At 59.2% G+C, this 16,624-nt stretch carries 16 protein-coding genes; 9 read left to right on the forward strand and 7 right to left on the reverse strand.

Annotation, left to right across the window (positions count from 1 at the left end; translation table 11 throughout):
- The 8 genes from DHB74_RS00425 to DHB74_RS00460 all read left to right on the forward strand — a co-directional run bounded on the left by DHB74_RS00425 (position 1) and on the right by DHB74_RS00460 (position 7,241).
- Positions 1 to 279 (forward strand): hypothetical protein, encoded by a 279-nt coding sequence (locus tag DHB74_RS00425; RefSeq protein ID WP_499160553.1) that lies wholly within the window; start codon positions 1 to 3, stop codon positions 277 to 279.
- Between the two features lie 164 nt (positions 280 to 443).
- Complete coding sequence (locus tag DHB74_RS00430; protein ID WP_499160554.1) at positions 444 to 1,475, forward strand: polysaccharide biosynthesis/export family protein; 1,032 nt, start codon at positions 444 to 446, stop codon at positions 1,473 to 1,475.
- Between the two features lie 10 nt (positions 1,476 to 1,485).
- On the forward strand, positions 1,486 to 2,139 hold the full coding sequence (locus DHB74_RS00435) for a YjbF family lipoprotein (protein ID WP_499160555.1): 654 nt from the start codon (positions 1,486 to 1,488) through the stop codon (positions 2,137 to 2,139).
- Positions 2,136 to 2,921, forward strand: a complete 786-nt coding sequence (locus DHB74_RS00440; protein ID WP_499160556.1) for a capsule biosynthesis GfcC family protein — start codon at positions 2,136 to 2,138, stop codon at positions 2,919 to 2,921. Before DHB74_RS00435 ends, DHB74_RS00440 begins: the two co-directional genes overlap by 4 nt.
- A gap of 37 nt (positions 2,922 to 2,958) precedes the next feature.
- Entirely contained in the window at positions 2,959 to 5,046 is a 2,088-nt protein-coding gene (locus DHB74_RS00445) for a YjbH domain-containing protein (protein WP_499161013.1), read from the forward strand.
- Between the two features lie 175 nt (positions 5,047 to 5,221).
- Positions 5,222 to 5,605 (forward strand): VanZ family protein, encoded by a 384-nt coding sequence (locus tag DHB74_RS00450; protein WP_036989489.1) that lies wholly within the window; start codon positions 5,222 to 5,224, stop codon positions 5,603 to 5,605.
- 83 nt (positions 5,606 to 5,688) lie between these two features.
- Entirely contained in the window at positions 5,689 to 6,450 is a 762-nt protein-coding gene (locus DHB74_RS00455) for an SDR family NAD(P)-dependent oxidoreductase (RefSeq protein ID WP_036989487.1), read from the forward strand.
- A 68-nt stretch (positions 6,451 to 6,518) separates the two neighbouring features.
- Positions 6,519 to 7,241: a GntR family transcriptional regulator gene (locus DHB74_RS00460; RefSeq protein ID WP_499160557.1), complete on the forward strand. Its 723-nt coding sequence runs from the start codon at positions 6,519 to 6,521 to the stop codon at positions 7,239 to 7,241.
- Between the two features lie 45 nt (positions 7,242 to 7,286).
- Here DHB74_RS00460 and DHB74_RS00465 read toward each other — a convergent pair whose 3' ends face one another.
- From DHB74_RS00465 to DHB74_RS00490, 6 genes are all read right to left on the reverse strand, one after another.
- Positions 7,287 to 8,567 carry a TRAP transporter large permease gene (locus tag DHB74_RS00465; RefSeq protein WP_074778314.1) on the reverse strand — a complete coding sequence of 427 codons (1,281 nt, stop codon included), beginning with the start codon at positions 8,565 to 8,567 and terminating at the stop codon, positions 7,287 to 7,289.
- Between the two features lie 3 nt (positions 8,568 to 8,570).
- Entirely contained in the window at positions 8,571 to 9,104 is a 534-nt protein-coding gene (locus tag DHB74_RS00470) for a TRAP transporter small permease (protein WP_051610793.1), read from the reverse strand.
- Between the two features lie 83 nt (positions 9,105 to 9,187).
- Positions 9,188 to 10,234 (reverse strand): TRAP transporter substrate-binding protein, encoded by a 1,047-nt coding sequence (locus DHB74_RS00475; protein WP_499160558.1) that lies wholly within the window; start codon positions 10,232 to 10,234, stop codon positions 9,188 to 9,190.
- A 90-nt stretch (positions 10,235 to 10,324) separates the two neighbouring features.
- Positions 10,325 to 11,806: an NAD-dependent succinate-semialdehyde dehydrogenase gene (locus tag DHB74_RS00480; protein WP_499160559.1), complete on the reverse strand. Its 1,482-nt coding sequence runs from the start codon at positions 11,804 to 11,806 to the stop codon at positions 10,325 to 10,327.
- Between the two features lie 24 nt (positions 11,807 to 11,830).
- Positions 11,831 to 13,096: an aminotransferase family protein gene (locus DHB74_RS00485; RefSeq protein ID WP_499160560.1), complete on the reverse strand. Its 1,266-nt coding sequence runs from the start codon at positions 13,094 to 13,096 to the stop codon at positions 11,831 to 11,833.
- 96 nt (positions 13,097 to 13,192) lie between these two features.
- Entirely contained in the window at positions 13,193 to 14,311 is a 1,119-nt protein-coding gene (locus DHB74_RS00490) for a tartrate dehydrogenase (RefSeq protein WP_499160561.1), read from the reverse strand.
- 96 nt (positions 14,312 to 14,407) lie between these two features.
- On the opposite strand from DHB74_RS00490, the gene DHB74_RS00495 reads away from it, so the two are divergent.
- Positions 14,408 to 15,322: a LysR family transcriptional regulator gene (locus DHB74_RS00495; RefSeq protein ID WP_499160562.1), complete on the forward strand. Its 915-nt coding sequence runs from the start codon at positions 14,408 to 14,410 to the stop codon at positions 15,320 to 15,322.
- A gap of 63 nt (positions 15,323 to 15,385) precedes the next feature.
- On the opposite strand, the gene hmpA is transcribed toward DHB74_RS00495, so the two are convergent.
- Entirely contained in the window at positions 15,386 to 16,564 is a 1,179-nt protein-coding gene (hmpA, locus tag DHB74_RS00500) for an NO-inducible flavohemoprotein (RefSeq protein WP_499160563.1), read from the reverse strand.
- Positions 16,565 to 16,624 lie beyond the last annotated feature (60 nt).

Below are 16,624 nucleotides of genomic sequence, written 5' to 3' on the forward strand. Positions count from 1 at the left end.
ATGAAAAAACAAGCAATCGCATTGGTGGCCAGTGGTCTTCTGCTCGCCTCCGGCTTTACCTTCGCCCAGCAGGACGCTCCTGCTGAAACAGGCGCACCGACAGCTGCTGCCGGCACCGACGCTGGCGCAGGCACAGGTGCAGCTGCAGGCACCCTGGGCTCCTACGGTGGCGTAGCACTGGGTGTTGCGGCTGTGGGCCTGGCTGTAGCAGCGGCTTCCGACAGCGACAGCAGCGGTGGCACTTCTACATCGACAAGTACTGCCACCCAGACCAACTGATTTATCGTTGCGGCTGGAAAGAGCCACCTGAAACCTCGCTTCAGGTGGCTTTTTTTTACTTGGAACACCACGGAAGAATACCAACCATGATCCGATTCCCGCTTGTCGCTCTGGGCGCCTCCACCCTTCTCCTCCAGGCTTGCATGTTCTCCCCCGGGATGCACATGGATACCGACCGCCTGATCAGTCAGGACTCCGCTGAAAACAGCATGGTGGAAATGGTCCAGATCACGCCCAAGCTGATCGCTCAGGATCAGGCTGTCAATGACAGACTGGTAGTACCTCAGCCGCTGCTTGACTATTCCCCGGAGAACTACCGGATCGGCGCTAACGATGCGCTGTTCATTACCGTTTGGGACCATCCCGAGCTGACCATTCCCGGCGGCCAGCAGCAGCCCTCCAGCGCCAACGCCCGGGTAGTGCGGGATGACGGCACGCTGTTCTACCCCTTTATCGGTAATGTGCATGTGGCGGGCAAGACCCTTGAAGAGCTGCGTGACATCATCGCCACCCGCCTGGCGCGCTATATCGAGCAACCTCAGGTTGACGTTAACGTCATCGAATACAACAGCCAGAAGATCTACTTCAGCGGCGCCTTCGAGAATGCCGGCATTCTGCCGGTGAATGCGCAACGGTTGACACTGCTGGAAGCGGTCGGCCAGGCCGGCATCAATCCCCAAACTGCTGACCTATCCAACCTGCAGATCATCCGCGATGGTGTGACCTACCGCCTGGACTATGACCGCCTGACCAGCATGCCGAGCCGCATTGGTGATGTTTACCTGCGCCCCGGTGATAAGGTGCATATGGGCCTGAACGATGCGCGCAAGATCTTGGTCATGGGCGAGATTGGTCGCCCTGGCGCACTGCCCTACCGCACCAGCAAGATGACCCTCAGCGAAGTGCTGGGTACCGTCGGCGGCCCTTCGCCTCTGAGCTCCAGTGGCAAAGAGGTGTATGTGATTCGCGGCGTCGAGAATATCGAGAACGAGAAAGCGACCGTGTTCCAGCTTAATGCCCAGTCACCTTCGGCCTTCATCTTGGCTAATCAGTTCGAGATGCAACCCCAGGATGTGGTGTTTGTGGGTGCTGCAGGCGTGACGCGCTGGAACCGCTTTATCAGCCAGTTGCTGCCCACTGCCACCATTCTCTATACCGGTGCCAGAACGGAAGATGAAGTAAGAAGCAACAACTGAGGACGCCCCGGTGAAGACCTTTTTACGTACGGTCGTACTGGGCATGGCCATGGCTGGCATGACCGGGTGCAATTCGCTGTCAGGCGATGCGCTGCAAACCATGAAGCTGGCCATATCCGGGCCTGAGTCGCCGATTACCGTTGACAAGGTGCACGCCGTCAACGGCCCGGCGCTGGCTGTTCGCCTGGGCGCGGCCGAGGCGATGCTGGTCAGCAATGGTACCGGCACCGGCCTGGTCGAGTGGTACGGCAATACGGAGATGCTGCTCACGCAGCATGGTCGTGTTACCCGGACGGCTGGGCTACCCGCTGACGTTATCGCGCCGCTGGTGGCAGGCGACCCCTTCAATGCTGGCTTGTTGAACGTGGCCGATGGCACCGAGGTTGTTCGCCTGGTGGATTACCCCGCTCAATACCAGACCGGCCTGCGCCAATATGCGCGCTATAAGCGTGGCCCCGTTGAAACCATCGAATACATGGGGCAACGCCACCAGCTGCAGCGCGTGGATGAGCATATCCGCATGCCGGAGCTGGGCTTCAAGGCCACCAATCATTATTGGCTGGAACCGGACACCGGGTTGGTGCGCCGCAGCGTTCAACACTTTGCTCCGGATCTGCCGCCCTTGCGCCTTACTCTGCTGAAAACCGCCGGGGGTCAACCATGATCGCCCTGCGCTCTCTTCGTCGCGCTGCCATGGCGGCGCTATTTACTGGTTCGCTGGTTGCCCCCCTCGCTGCTGACACCATTTATATCGATGGCGCGGTGTTGAAGCCCGGTGAGTATCAATGGCACCAAGGTGCTCGCCTGCATGACGCGGTAGTGGCCGGTCAGGTGAGTGCCCAGGCCTGGCCGCTGGGCGCCGCCCTGCTGCGCCAGAGCGCCATCGAGCCACAACAGCGCCTGAAGGCTGGTGTGTTGTACGAGTTGCGAGCCAATGGCTTGTATGCCCGGGGCGAGAATAACGCTGAGCTGCAACAGTTGCTCGAACGCATGCACTCCTTTGTCGAACGCCTGCCCGTTACCGGTCGGGTCGTCGCTGAGCTGGACCCTTTCCAATTGCTGCTCGCCAGTAAGAATGACTTGCTCGAAGCGGGCGATGAGCTGGTCTACCCCCGCCGGCCGAGCACTATTCGGGTGCTGGGCGCCGTGGCTGCCGATTGCCAGTTGCCCTTCGATGCCAGATTGCAACTCAAGGACTACCTGCGGCAATGCCCAGCCCATGCATCGGCTGGTCGCGACTATGTGCATGTAATTCAACCCGATGGCACCACCGAGCGGGTGGGTATTGCCCACTGGAATCAGCAACCGGTCACGCTGGCCGTTGGGGCGATCATTTACGTGCCCGTAAACTCCGCCGCCCTGTCACCGGATGCCCGGGACTTGAATAAGGACATGGCAGCGCTGCTGGCTACCCAGTACAGCCTGGGAGGCCGCTATAGTGAGTAAGTCTTTGCATAAGCAGGCAGCGGTTTTTGTACCCACGCTGCTGACCCTGGCCATTCTCTCGCAGAATGCGCTGGCTGATCGGTACCGTACCACCCAGAGTGATTTTGGCGGCGTGGGGCTGCTGCAGACTCCCTCGGCACGGTTTGCTGATGAAGGTGCTTTCAGCTTCAACGCCAACCGGGTATCGCCCTACAGTCGTTACAGTATTTCTGTCACCCCGTTGCCGTGGCTGGAAGGGACATTGCGCTATACCGCCATGACCAACCTTACCTATGGTGGCGAAGACAGCGACTTCGGCGGAGATCAAAGCAACAAAGATAAGTCCATGGATGCGAAGTTCCGGCTGTGGGAAGAGTCCTACTGGATGCCGCAGATCGCGCTGGGCTTTGTGGACATCGGCGGTACAGGTCTCTTCTCCAGCGAATATTTTGTGGCCAACAAACGCTTCTGGGATCTGGACCTGAGCCTGGGCCTCGCCTGGGGTTATCACGGCAGCCGGGGCGATATCAGCAACCCCTTCGGCGGCCTGCGCGACAGTGAACGCGCTGGGCGTGCAGAGGGTGACCGGGGCGGTAATTTCAATACCAGTACCTATTTCAGCGGTCCGGCGGCCTTTTTTGGAGGGGTCGAATACCAGACGCCCTGGGATCGGCTGCGCCTGAAAGTCGAATTGGACGGTAACGACTATTCGTCCGAGCCGGGCGACCCGGATTTTGAGGTAGCGGATTCGCGTTTCAATATTGGTGCGGTGTTCAAGGTCAGAGACGGCATTGATATCAGTGCCGGCTGGGAGCGCGGCAATACCGCGATGATCGGTATCACTTTCAGCACCAACCTGAAAACCGGGCGCGGGCCGGAAAAGTTTCTCGATCCCGAACCAGAAGCGCGCCGCCCCCTGCCCGCGGGTGTATCCGGGCAAACGGTCGATTGGGCCAACGTCAGCGATCGCCTGAAAGACAATGCCGGCTTCGAGGTGGAAGAAATCGCCATCAAGGACCGGGAAGTCATCGTTACCGGCGAGCAGACCACCTATCGCAACGAAGCCGAAGGCGTTACCCGCGCCTCCCGGGTGCTGGACAACAGCCTGGGTGAAGGCACCTACGACTGGTACACCCTGGTCAACAAGCCCCGCGGCATGGCCGTGAGCGAAACCAGCATCAATCCGCAGCGGCTGCGCGATTACGAGCAGAATGCAGCCGACACCGAAGACCTGCGCCGCGGCATCGTCAATGCCACGCCCAGCGTGGTGAGCAAGGATGTGGTGCATACCGCTGAGCTGGATAAGTTCGACTGGGGGCTGTCGCTGGGCTACAAGCAGAACATGGGTGGCCCAGACGGGTTCATTCTTTATCAGCTCCTGGCTCGCGTTAATGCCGAATACCGCTTCAACCGCAATAACTGGGTGCGCGGTAACCTGGGTGTGAACCTGCTCAACAACTACGACAAGTTCGAGATGCGCGGCACCAGTAATCTGCCCCAGGTGCGTACACATATCCGTGAGTATCTGGTGACCTCGGACGTGGTGCTGGAGAACCTGCAGTACACCCATACCCGACAGCTGGACCGTGATGTGTATGCCATGGCTTATGCCGGTCTGCTGGAGAGCATGTTCGGTGGTGTCGGTGGTGAGGTGCTGTACCGGCCCTTCGATGCTGGCTGGGCGATCGGTGTGGATGCCAACTGGGTGAAACAGCGCGGCTTCCGCCAGGACTTCGACTTCCGCGATTACTCCACCTGGACCGGGCATATCACCGGTTACTCCCAGACTCGCTTCTGGGACATCCTCGCCAAAGGCAGCGCCGGTCGCTACCTGGCCGGGGATTACGGTGCCACCCTGGATCTGTCTCGCCGCTTTGCCAATGGTGTGACTGTGGGGGCCTGGGCGACCAGGACAGATGTCTCGTCGGAAGACTTTGGTGAAGGTAGCTTCGATAAGGGGATCTATTTCACCTTCCCATTCGATGCCTTCTTCTCCCGGTCAACGACCTCTGCCGGCACCATCGCCTGGAACCCGACCACCCGAGACGGTGGTGCGAGGCTGGCGAGGCAGTATGGTCTGTACAACATGACCAATGCGCGGAACATTGACCATTTCAATGATGGCTTTGGGTTGATGACGGAGTGATCCACTCCGCTCTGCCAACCCCTTCGCGGGCAAGCCCGCTCCCACAGGAAGCGCTCATCCAGCAGCGCTTCAAGCCTAAGCTCGGTATTAGAGCAGGCTCTGTGGGAGCGGCCTTGGCCGCGAAGCTTTTCCATCAGCCAACGTCTGCTTTCCGTATTAGGAATTCTCTGCCGCTATGTGGATAAGCCTTTTCCGCCACTGGACCCGCTACCGGCTCCTTTACAAGATCCTGTTTTTCTCGGTGCTGTTCCTGGGCATGTATCTCGGCATGCGTCCGGGCCCGCCGCCGACGCCATTCAAATTCAATATGGTCTATTCCCTCTACCACGCCGGTGGCCTGTTCACCTGCACCCTGCTCAGCTACCTCGCCTTCCCCCGGTGGCGCTGGTGGTTGCGTGGCGTACTCATGTTCAGCGTGGGAGTGGCGGTAGAGTTCGTGCAGTCCTTCCACCCCACCCGCTCTGCGGACATCCACGATATCTACGCCAACAGCGTGGGGGTGGGAGCCGGGTTGCTGGTAGTATTGGCGTGGCAGTGTTATTCCATGCGCAGGGTGTGACGGCAGGCCGCGTATCATCCCGGCCAGGCCCTATCGCCACTTTTCAAGTTCTATTCCGGTCAATAGCGGGGTAAAAAGTGAAAATGACCAAGCAGAATGCAACGTCCGTGGCACTTGTAACAGGGGCTACGTCGGGAATTGGTGTAGAGATCGCCAGGCGGTTGATTCAGGACGGTCTGCACGTTCTCATTACCGGTCGATCAGAAGAGCGCGGGCGTCGGGTCGCTGATGAACTTGGTGAGCGCTGCCGATTCATCCGTGCCGACCTGAACCAGCCTGGTGCTGCAGACAAGCTGATCGAAGCAACGCTCGCCGAGTGGGGACGCCTTGATGTACTCGTCAATAATGCGGCAATCGACCATACGAATGACCTGCTCGCTGTGGGTGAGGAAGAGATTCGCAGTACCTTCGAGACCAACACCTTCGCTCCCATGAATCTTCTGATCGCTGCAGCAAGAACCATGAAAACGCAGGGTGAGGGAGGCTCGATCATCAATATCACTTCACGTCTTGCGAGCATCGGCGTCCCGACCATGGGTGTCTACAGTGCCAGCAAAGGGGCGATGCTCGCCTTCACCAAGGCCGCTGCCATCGACCTGGCCCCGGAGAACATTCGGGTCAATGCCGTTGCCCCCGGCATGACCCGTACCCCGCTTTATCAGCAGTGGCTGGATAGCCTGCCAGACCCTGAGGGGGAAGCAGAACGTGTGGCGTCTGCGATTCCTCTGGGCCGCATCGCCGAATCAAACGATGTTGCCTCGGTCGTGAGCTTCCTCGCTTCGCCAGACAACTCTTATCTGACCGGGATATCCATTCCCGTCGATGGTGGGTATCTGGCCAAATAGCCGTTGTATAACAGTATTACGCGCTCATGCTATGCTCAAAAAACCGCGATTTCACTCAATGAGGCGTCATGAGCCCGCATAAGCTCCGAACTGTTTCGGTAGTAGAAGCCATTGCTGAACAACTCAGCGAAGACATCTTCAGCGGGATGTTCCGCCCCGGAGAGACGCTCATCGAAACGCAGCTCGCGGCCCGATTCGAAGTACCACGGCAAACCATTCGCTCAGCCGTCGTGATGCTCATACATGATGGTATTCTGCGCCGCGAGCCCAACAGGAGTGTTTACATTCCTCGGTTTTCAGAAAGTGATATTCGTGATCTGTTCGCGGTGCGCCGGCTGATTGAGCTCGAAACAGTCCGTATTCTCACCACCCGGAAGGTGGTGCCGAAAGACGCCGAAAACGCGGTCAGGTTCATGGAAGTACTGCGCGACGAAGATGGTTGGGATGAAGTTCTCAAGTTCGATTTCGAGTTTCATCAGGCGCTGGTCGCAGCTACCGGCAGCACTCGTCTGCAAAAGTTTTACCGCAGTATCTCCGCGGAAAAGCGGCTTGCACTGACCTACTTCCGTTCCAGCCATGAATCACCCAGCGAGATTGCGCGCCAGCATCGCGTACTACTGGATACCATCCGCGCGGGAGACCCCGACGCCGCAGTCGAAGCGTTCAGCGTCCACCTGGATGAATCCGAAGCCTTTATCGACCAGGTTATACACTCCCAGCAAAAACAGCCCAGCCCTACCCCGCCATCCTCAGCGACGACGGAGAATGATGGGGTGGTATCGCATACTTGAACCCTGCGCCCCCGCCTGCGCAGGGATCCAGGGGGTGAGAGAGGGTTATTTGCCTAACCAGTTGGGCAAAAACATCGAGATCTGCGGCACGTAGGCTATGACGAATAGCATCACGATGAGCGCGGCCACGAATGGGAGCGCTGCGAGACTCACCTTTTCGATCGAGAGCCCGCTGATCGCACTGGCGACGTTGAGGTTATCCCCCACCGGCGGAGTGGCGAATCCGATCATCGACGCCATAATCATGACCACGCCAAAGTGCACCGGGTCCATGCCCATTGCCGTGACCACAGGCACAAGAATGGGGGCAAGAAGGATGATGCCTGCGATGGTTTCCATGAACATGCCAATGAACACCAGCAGGATCAGGATCACCGCCAGAATCGCCCAGAACGGTACTGGTAGTGCACCGAGAAAATCAGCGATGAGCGTGGGGATGCGTTCGAGTGTCAGCACCCTGGCATAGGTCGATGCGGTCGCAATGATGACCAGGATCATCCCCGAGATAAGGAAGGTCGCCTTCAGCATTATCGGGATCTGGGTAATCTTCGTCTCACTGTAGATGAGGGCGAGCACCAGGCTGTACGCCACGGCAACACCGGACGCCTCTGTGGGGGTGAAAATGCCTCCGTAGATGCCGCCAAGCACGACGACGGGCATCAGCAGTGTCCATTTGGCATGCCATAACGCAGCCCGGCGCTCCTTCCAGCTGGCCTTGGGTACATCACCACCATAACCGTGCTTCTTCGACATATGGCGGCTCATGAGGTACAGCAGAAGCACGATGGCGAACCCGGGGACAAAGCCCGCCAGGAACAGGTCGCCGATTGAGGTGTTCGTGGTGATCCCGTAGATGATGAGCGGAATGCTGGGCGGAATCACGATGCCGATCCCGCCACCAGTGGCCACCAGCCCGGCACTGAACCCTCGCCCATACCCCTCTCGGATCATCGCTGGGATCATGATGCCGCCAATCGCGGCCACGGTTGCGGGCCCCGAGCCGCTCAACATCGCGAATACTGCTGTGCCCAGCAAGGTAACTGCCGGCAGGCCACCGGTCATGTGGCCGACGAAGGCTTTCGCCGCATCGATGAGCCTTCGGGAGAGCCCGCCATACTCCATGATGACGCCGGAGAGTACAAAGAGCGGGACGGCCAGGAGCGAATAGGAGTCCACCGCGCCGAACATGGTCTGGGTGAGATAGTTGACCGGGACCACTCCGGTAGCGAGAACAGAGAGTAGCGATGAGATGCCGAGCGCAAACGCAACCGGCATGCCCAGGATAAGCAAGATCAGGAAGCTCAGGAAAAGAACGCTGATGCCCATGGGTCAGTCTACCTCGGTCTGTGACGGAGGGATGGGTGCAAAGGGTTGCCTGACGATATCGATGATGGCCCTGGTCGTGTGCTGCAATACGCGAAAGGACATCAGCAGCAACCCGAGGGGAAGCCCCAGATAAACAAGATACATGGGAATTTGAGAGGCCGGCGCGCGCTGCCCCGTTGTGAACTGCCGATCGACCATGTCAACCGCAAGCTTCAGCATGAAGATGAGAAATGCGAGCCAGAGTACCAGCACGAAAAGGCGGATGATTCGCTGGGCCAGAGGCACCTTCCTGCCAATCAGGTCGACGATCACATTGAACCTGACATGTCGCTGATACTTCACCGCATAGCTCCCGCTGAGATAGACGAACCAGACGAGGGCGTAGCGGGCGATTTCTTCGGACCAGACTGATGGGTTGTTGAATACATACCGCATGACGACTTGAAAAATGACGAGTGAGGCGAAAACGGTCAATGCCACGGTAGCCAGATAGGTCTCCACATGCTCATCGAAGTGCGCATAGATACTTTTGAGCATAGGCAGCAATCCCCCAAGTGCCGAGAAAACAGTGTGCCCCTGCCTGAGGACACTGTCCTTGGCAGGAGCACATTCAACAGCGACTACTGAATGGCTTCGAGGTAGGTAGTGTTACCTGCTGCCTCAAGAATGGCTTTGAGTTTCCCCGTGTCGACTTTGGATGCATTCTCCTTGTAGAACGGGATCGCGGAATCGATCCACTGTTGGCGTTCTTCATCGGTCAAGTCGGTTACCGTTCCACCGGCGGCCACGATCTTGGCCCGGATCTCGTCACTGATAGTCGACTTGAGCGAACGGATCTTCGCTACCATTTCATCTGCAGCATCTCGGATGATCTTTTGATCTTCAGCTGAAAGGCCCTCAAAGAAGGTCTTGCTGATGAGAATGACCTCGGGATCGTAGATGTGCCTGGTCTCGGTGAGGAAGTGCGCCGGCTCGGTAAATCTTGCCGAGAAGAGCAGCTCGTACGGGTTTTCAACCCCGTCGACTACGCCCTGCTGGAGGGAGGTGAAAACCTCGGGGAAAGGCATGGGGGTTGGCGCTGCGCCGATACTCCGCCAATAGGCGATATGCATTGGTACCTGCATGGTGCGCAGCTTGATACCCCGCATGTCCTCAGGCGTTCTGACCGTGCCTTTGACCATCGCCAGGTTGCGGAAACCGTTCTCGCCCCAGCCCAGTGCGATCAAGCCGCTGTTTTCAAGACCGGCAAGCATCTCGTCACCCAGCTCGCTATCGAGGACTTTATATGCGGTCTCGGCATCCTCGAAGATGAAGGGAAAGTCGAAGACCTCGAGTGACTTGTCAAAGTTGGCAAGCACACCGACCGAGGGAGCCGTCATCTCGATGTCACCGAACTGCGTGGCCTCGATCATTTCACGTTCGCCCCCGAGTTGACTGTCCGGGTAGACCTGCACCTTGATGCGTCCGTCAGAGCGCTCTTCCACAAGCTCAGCGAATAATGCGTACCCCTGGTTCTGGGTGTCACCGACCGAAATGACGTTGCCGAATTTAATGGTATAGCTATCGCTTTGCGCAACAGCATGACCACCCTCACCGCCTGCCCAGATAGAAAGCCCCAGTGCAGCGGCAATACCTACAGCGATACAACCAGCCTTGCGAATCATCATGAATCTCCTTTTATTAGACTTTGGTGTCCGGAGTATTTGGTTGATTCTGATTCCCTCCTCGGTGGCTCAGGCCACCTGCCGATGTCGCATTTACCGGGTCTCACGCCGGGCAATGTTGTAGAAACGGATCTCCTGGTACTCTTCGAGCCCCTCGTGACTCCCCTCTCGCCCGAGACCCGATTGCTTCATGCCGCCGAACGGCGCTGCGGGGTTCGAGGGTACGCCGTTATTGATACCGACCAGGCCGGTTTCCAGCTGGTCGGCGACGTTAAGTGCGCGGTCGAGGTTCTCGGTAAAGACGTATCCGGCCAGCCCGAACGGGGTGTCGTTGGCGCGCTGGAGCACCTCTTCCTGTGTAGAGAAGCGGGAGATAGCTGCAATCGGGCCGAAGATCTCCGTATTGGCGATATCTGCATCGGCCGGCACCCGATCGAGAACTGTGGCCTCGAAGAAGTAGCCGGCGCCCCCGGGAGCGCGGCCACCGGTGCGCAGCTCGGCACCCCGGGTGACCGCATCATCGACAAGGCGCTGGAAGTTGTTCACCGCGGCGCGGTTGATCACCGGGCCCAGGTCCACTCCCTCGGCGATAGAATGCCCGAGCACCATCTCCGACATTCTCTTGCTGAACGCCTCGACGAAGTCGTTGGCAATGCCGTCCTGGACGTAGATGCGGTTGGCTGCGACACAGGACTGCCCGCCATTACGAAGTTTCGCCAGTATCGCCCCTTCCACCGCACGCTCGAGGTCGGCGTCGTCGAACACGATGAGTGGCGCGTTACCGCCCAGCTCCATTGAGCTTTTAACGATGTTTTTCGCTGCCAGGCCCATGAGCGTGCTGCCTACGCTGGTGGAGCCAGTGAATGAAATCTTGCGCACGCGAGGGTCGGCGAGTACTGCCTCACTGAAGGCCGATGACTGGGTGGTGGTGACCACGCGCATCAGTTCGCGAGGCACGCCGGCCTCGGCCAGCAGTTCAACCGTGAGCAGCGTCGTAAGCGGAGTAAGCCCCGCCGGCTTGATCACCGATGCACAACCGGCCGCGATGGCGGGCGCGATCTTGCGGGTGATCATCGCCATCGGGAAGTTCCACGGCGCTATGAGCAGCGCGAGGCCGATCGGCGCTCGCTTCGTCAGAATCGTCGAGCCTCCGGCGGGGTTATCCCGGTATCCTCCCGCCGGACGCAATAGCTCATCCGCATACCACCGCACATAATCGGCGGCATACTGCACTTCACCCTGGGCCTCGGCGAGCGTCTTCCCCATCTCACGACTGATGACATAGGCAAGCCGTTCCTTGTTGGCGATGAGCACCAGGTAGGCGTTGTGCAGCGTGTCTGACCGATGGCGCGGTGTCGTCTTCGCCCAGGCTCGACCAGCTTCGTGCGCAATGGCAACCTGTGCGATGGCCTCCTCCGGGCTAAAGCTCGGCAGGGTGGCGATGCGCTCTTCGGTCGACGGGTCGAGTACGGCGAACTCCTGCGCGCCCGGCTCGTGATTGCTATAGCCCGGCAGACTTCGTAGCGCGTCGTCTGAAGCCGCAAGTCGCTCGGCTGAGGGGGTAGGCAGACTCATGATGCTCCGTTCTCCTTGGTTTGCTTACGCTATAGCGGCCGTCTTGGTCTTCGCGGCGTTAAGCACCGCGCGCACCGCACCAACGAGATCGCGTACTTCCTGATCCGTGGTGATGAAGGGCGGGCTGATCTGCACGGTATTGCCGCGCAATGGGCGAGTGATGAAGCCCCGCTCGATGATCTGATCGGTCACCAGCTCGGCGCTGACATCGCTGGACAGCTCGATGCCACCGAGAAATCCGCCGACGCGCGTACTCGTTACAAACTCATGCGATTCAATCGCCTTGAGCTCTCTGGCAAGCACCTGTTCAAGTTCCGCCGACCGCGCGACGAGACCCTCACGCTCCAGAATCTCGAGGTTCTTCAGCGCCAGGGCGGCGGTGACCGGATGCCCAGAGTAGGTGGTGCCGTGGCGATAGATTGGTGAGTTTGCACTTCTTTCAAAGAAGGGTTGCCACACCCGAGGGGCGACGAGGATGCCGCCAAGGGCTGCGTACCCCGAGGTTATCCCTTTGGCGAAGACGACAATATCAGGCTGTAACCGATATCGGCTTGAAGCGAACATTTCGCCCGTGCGGCCGAAGCCGGTGATGACCTCGTCGGCGATGAAGAGAATGTCATGCTCGCGGCACAGACGCTGGATCTCCTCAAAATAGCCTGCCTGCGGGGGATGCACCCCACCGGTGCCCATGACCGGCTCGGCGATGTACGCGGCGATATTCTTCGCGCCAATGCGCTCGATTGCCGCAGCGAAGGCACCTGCGTCGTGCATGGCAACGCGCTCGGTGTCTGCCACCAGGGAGTCGGTACCATAGCCTTCACGATTGAAGTCGAGACCGGCGATACTGGTGCCATATGCGTGGAGCCCATGATAGGAGCCTTCCCGGCTGATCATGACTTTCTTGTCCGTGCGCCCCACATGGTTCCAGTAGCGACGCGCCAGCTTCAGTGCGACATCGATCGAGTCGGAACCGCCGCTGTTCAGGATCACCTTCGGGTCATCGATTGGCGCAATGCTCACGAGTTTCTCGGACAGCTCGATCGCCCGCTCGTTGGTATAGCGGCCGAACACATGGTAGACCTCAAGCTTCTTCATCTGCTCGTATGCCACCTGCGCCATCTCTTCGCGGGCGTGGCCTATATTGGCGTACCAAAGCGACGCGGTACCGTCGAATAACCGCGCGCCGGTATCGGTGGTGAGATACGCACCTTCAGCGGACACCACGTTGATCTGGCGACCGATTACCGAGGGCATGTGCGCCTGTGCGCTCCATAATGCCGGAGTAGTCATATCGAACTCCTCTCAAAGTGAGAACAGGTAAATTGTAATACAATCCCTCACAACACTAACTGTAGTACTGTCTTACAATTAATCCAAACCACGACCTCAGACTTCCTGAAACGTTGGTCGCACGCTGGGTGCCCCGCCGTCAGAAATGGCTCTGGCAATAGCGCGGCCCAGGATCTCTGTCGTTCCCTGCCCTCCTATATCAGGCGTCAGCACGCTGTTGTCGCAGGCGGCAAGTACCGCCTCGAAAGCCGCGACAATGGCGTTTGCGGCCTCCTGATGACCCAGATGTTCGAGCAGCATGGCGCCGGACCAGATCTGGCCGATCGGATTGGCCACCCCGCGCCCGGCAATGTCCGGCGCACTGCCGTGTACCGGCTCGAACAGGCTCGGAAAGGTGCCCTCAGGGTTGATGTTGGCCGAAGGGGCCACACCGATGGTGCCGGTGCAGGCCGGGCCCAGGTCAGAAAGAATGTCGCCAAACAGGTTGCTGGCCACTACCACGTCGAACCAGTCCGGGTGCATGACGAAGTGGGCGGTGAGGATGTCTATATGAAACTGATCGACGGTTACCTCGGGATAGCGCTGCCCCATCGCCGCAACGCGCTCGTCCCACCAGGGCATGGTGATGGCGATGCCGTTTGATTTGGTGGCTGAAGTGAGTTTCCGCCGGGGCCTGCTTTGGGCCAGATCGAATGCGTACTTCAACACCCGGTCGGTGCCATGGCGGGTCATCACCGTCTCCTGGATCACCACCTCGCGCTCGGTGCCCTCGAACATTTTGCCGCCGACGCTGGAGTATTCTCCCTCGGTATTCTCGCGTACCACGTAGAAGTCGATATCTCCGGGCTGCCGGTCGGCTAGCGGGCTTTTGATACCGGGAAGCAGCCTGCAGGGGCGCAGGTTGACGTACTGGTCAAAGCGGCGACGAAACTGCAGCAGTGATCCCCATAGAGAGATATGGTCAGGCACCGTCTCGGGCCACCCCACGGCCCCGTAGAAAATGGCATCAAACCCCTTGAGGGTCTCGAACCAATCATCGGGCAGCATCTGGCCATGCTCGATGAAGTAATCGCAGCTGGCGAAGTCGAAATATTCGAATTCCAGCTCGATATTGAAGCGCTTGGCCGCGGCCTCAAGCGTCCGCACACCTTCGGGCATTACTTCTTTGCCAATGCCGTCGCCGGGAATCACTGCAATGCGATGGGCCACGTTCACTCCCCCTGCCAGTGGAATGACTCCAGTCTAGTCCCTGATGTGAAGGCGACAATCAGTCTAAGATGCAATCTACTATTGAATAAAAGTGGAGGGTTCATGTCCAAACTCGATGACCTGGCTTTCTTTCAACACCTGGCGCGGGCTGGCAATCTCACAACCACCGCCCAGGGGTTGGGCCTCTCCCTTTCGGCAGTAAGCAAACGCCTCAAGCTACTCGAGACCCGGCTCGGGGTTACTCTGGCCAGCCGCACCACCCGGCGGCTGACCCTGACGGCAGAGGGCGAGCGCTACCTGTTACGTGGTGCAGTCATACTCGAAGAGCTATCCGAGCTGGAGGAAGCCCTCGGGGCTCAGCGTGCGGCGCTGTCGGGGCCGCTCAAGATCAATGCCACATTTGGCTTTGGACGGCGTCATGTGGCCCCGCTGCTATCTGACTTCTGCGCGCGCAATCCTGGGATAGACGCATCGCTGGAGCTATCCAACTTTCCAATGTCCCCTGGTGAACAAGGGGTTGATATCGCCATCCGGGTAGGAGAGTTGCCCGACTCGCGATTGGTAGCCCGTCTGGTTCTCGCCAATCGTCGGGTGTTATGTGCCGCCCCCGCCTATGCGTCGAGCATTGCCCCGCTGGACACGCCGGCCAGCCTGGCAGATCACCCGTGTCTGGTGTTGCGCGAAAATAATGACAACTATGCTATCTGGCGCTTCACTCACCGCGAGCACGGCGAGCGAGAGCAAGCGGTAAAGGTGGCGGGGCCTTTGGAAAGCAACGATGGGGAAGTTATTGTGCGCTTCGCCCTGGATGGGCACGGGATCATTCTGCGTTCTTACTGGGATGTGCGCGAACACCTGTCAAGCGGCCGGCTGGTGGAGCTGCTCCCGGCCTGGAAGGCCGAAAGTGCAGACTTCCATGCGGTCTATGAGCATCGGCGCTTTGTTCCCGCCCGTATCAGAGAATTTGTGAGCTACTTGCAGGCCGAGCTCCCGGACCGCGTAAATCCAATCTACTAGCGACCCGTGCTGGCGTCTAGGCGCCTGTCGGGAGCCGCCCGGGCAGGCGGCTCCCAGCTCAGCTTACGCTGATAGCTCTTCCAGCGGCCCGAAGAACTCGTAGCGCTGGTTTTCTGCGGGAATGCCAAGGGCATTGAGCAGTTTCTGGCAGTTCTGCATGAAGGGCTTCGGGCCGAGGAAGTAGACATCCACATCGGGGCCGTCGGGCAACATGGCACTGAGCTTCTGCTGGTCGAAGAAGCCGGTATCATGGGGCTGGTCCCCTACCAGCGGGTGGCTGTACACATAGCTGATCGACAGGTTGTCATGCTGCTGCGCCAGCGCATCAACATGCTCGCGAAACGCATGGGTGCTGCTGTTCAGTGCGCCGTGCAGAAAGTGCACCTGACGACCACTTTCCAGTGCCGGCTGCAACATGCTGATGGCCGGGGTGATACCCACGCCGCCGGTCAACAGTACCAGCGGGCGTTGCTGCTGGTTCAGCATGAAGCTGCCGCTCGGTGCGGTCAGGCGCAGTTCATCACCGACCTGGATGCGATCATGCAGGAAGCTGGACACCTCCCCTTCGGCTTCGCGCTTGACGCTGATGCGGTAGTGCCCAAGGCCCGGGCGGTCGGACAGAGAATAGTTGCGGCGCACACTTCTGCCGTCGATATCCACCACCAGGCAGGTGAACTGCCCGGGCACGAACTCGGCCAGCGGGCCGCCATCACTGGGCACCAGGTAGAAGGAGGTGATCACGTCGCTTTCGCGCTCCTTGCGCTGCACGGTAAAGCTACGCTCGCCGCGCCAGCCACCGGTTTTCTGTTCGTTCTGCTGGTAGCGCTGCTCTTCGGCGCCGATCAGAATATCCGCCAGTTGCCCATAGGCTTCACCCCAGGCACCCAGCACGGCGTCGCTGGCGGCTTCGCCAAGGACTTCCCTGATAGCGGCCAGCAGACATTCGCCGACAATCGGATAGTGCGCCGGCTGGATGTTCAGCGATACGTGCTTCTGGACGATCAGCGAGACGGCATCACCCAGCACCTCCAGGCGATCCAGGTTGGCGGCGTAGGCAACTACCGCGTTGGCCAAGGCCTCGGGTTGCGTGCCCTGCCCTTGGTGCGCCTCGTTGAAAAAGCCCTTTACCTCGGGGTAGCGCTCGAACATCAACGGGTAGAACACTGCGGTGATGGTCGCGGCATGCTCACGCACGACAGGCAGCGTGGCGGCGATGATGTCTTTACTCTGTTGGGATAGCATTTTTTCTCTCTTGTAAAATTGACTCATATCAAGGCGGTATGAGGGAGAGCATGTATCGTG

Origin of the sequence: Pseudomonas sp. G11-1, assembly GCF_024031555.1 — a bacterium.
GTDB lineage: Bacteria > Pseudomonadota > Gammaproteobacteria > Pseudomonadales > Pseudomonadaceae > Halopseudomonas > Halopseudomonas bauzanensis.

What these genes read in the sequence shown, in the direction of transcription:
- hmpA (WP_499160563.1), bottom strand. Translation starts at nt 16,564, where the DNA reads ATGCTATCCCAACAGAGTAAAGACATCATCGCCGCCACGCTGCCTGTC.
- DHB74_RS00475 (WP_499160558.1), bottom strand. Translation starts at nt 10,234, where the DNA reads ATGATGATTCGCAAGGCTGGTTGTATCGCTGTAGGTATTGCCGCTGCA.
- DHB74_RS00465 (WP_074778314.1), bottom strand. Translation starts at nt 8,567, where the DNA reads ATGGGCATCAGCGTTCTTTTCCTGAGCTTCCTGATCTTGCTTATCCTG.
- DHB74_RS00450 (WP_036989489.1), top strand. Translation starts at nt 5,222, where the DNA reads ATGTGGATAAGCCTTTTCCGCCACTGGACCCGCTACCGGCTCCTTTAC.
- DHB74_RS00440 (WP_499160556.1), top strand. Translation starts at nt 2,136, where the DNA reads ATGATCGCCCTGCGCTCTCTTCGTCGCGCTGCCATGGCGGCGCTATTT.
- DHB74_RS00455 (WP_036989487.1), top strand. Translation starts at nt 5,689, where the DNA reads ATGACCAAGCAGAATGCAACGTCCGTGGCACTTGTAACAGGGGCTACG.
- DHB74_RS00480 (WP_499160559.1), bottom strand. Translation starts at nt 11,806, where the DNA reads ATGAGTCTGCCTACCCCCTCAGCCGAGCGACTTGCGGCTTCAGACGAC.
- DHB74_RS00425 (WP_499160553.1), top strand. Translation starts at nt 1, where the DNA reads ATGAAAAAACAAGCAATCGCATTGGTGGCCAGTGGTCTTCTGCTCGCC.
- DHB74_RS00430 (WP_499160554.1), top strand. Translation starts at nt 444, where the DNA reads ATGGATACCGACCGCCTGATCAGTCAGGACTCCGCTGAAAACAGCATG.
- DHB74_RS00470 (WP_051610793.1), bottom strand. Translation starts at nt 9,104, where the DNA reads ATGCTCAAAAGTATCTATGCGCACTTCGATGAGCATGTGGAGACCTAT.
- DHB74_RS00485 (WP_499160560.1), bottom strand. Translation starts at nt 13,096, where the DNA reads ATGACTACTCCGGCATTATGGAGCGCACAGGCGCACATGCCCTCGGTA.
- DHB74_RS00460 (WP_499160557.1), top strand. Translation starts at nt 6,519, where the DNA reads ATGAGCCCGCATAAGCTCCGAACTGTTTCGGTAGTAGAAGCCATTGCT.
- DHB74_RS00495 (WP_499160562.1), top strand. Translation starts at nt 14,408, where the DNA reads ATGTCCAAACTCGATGACCTGGCTTTCTTTCAACACCTGGCGCGGGCT.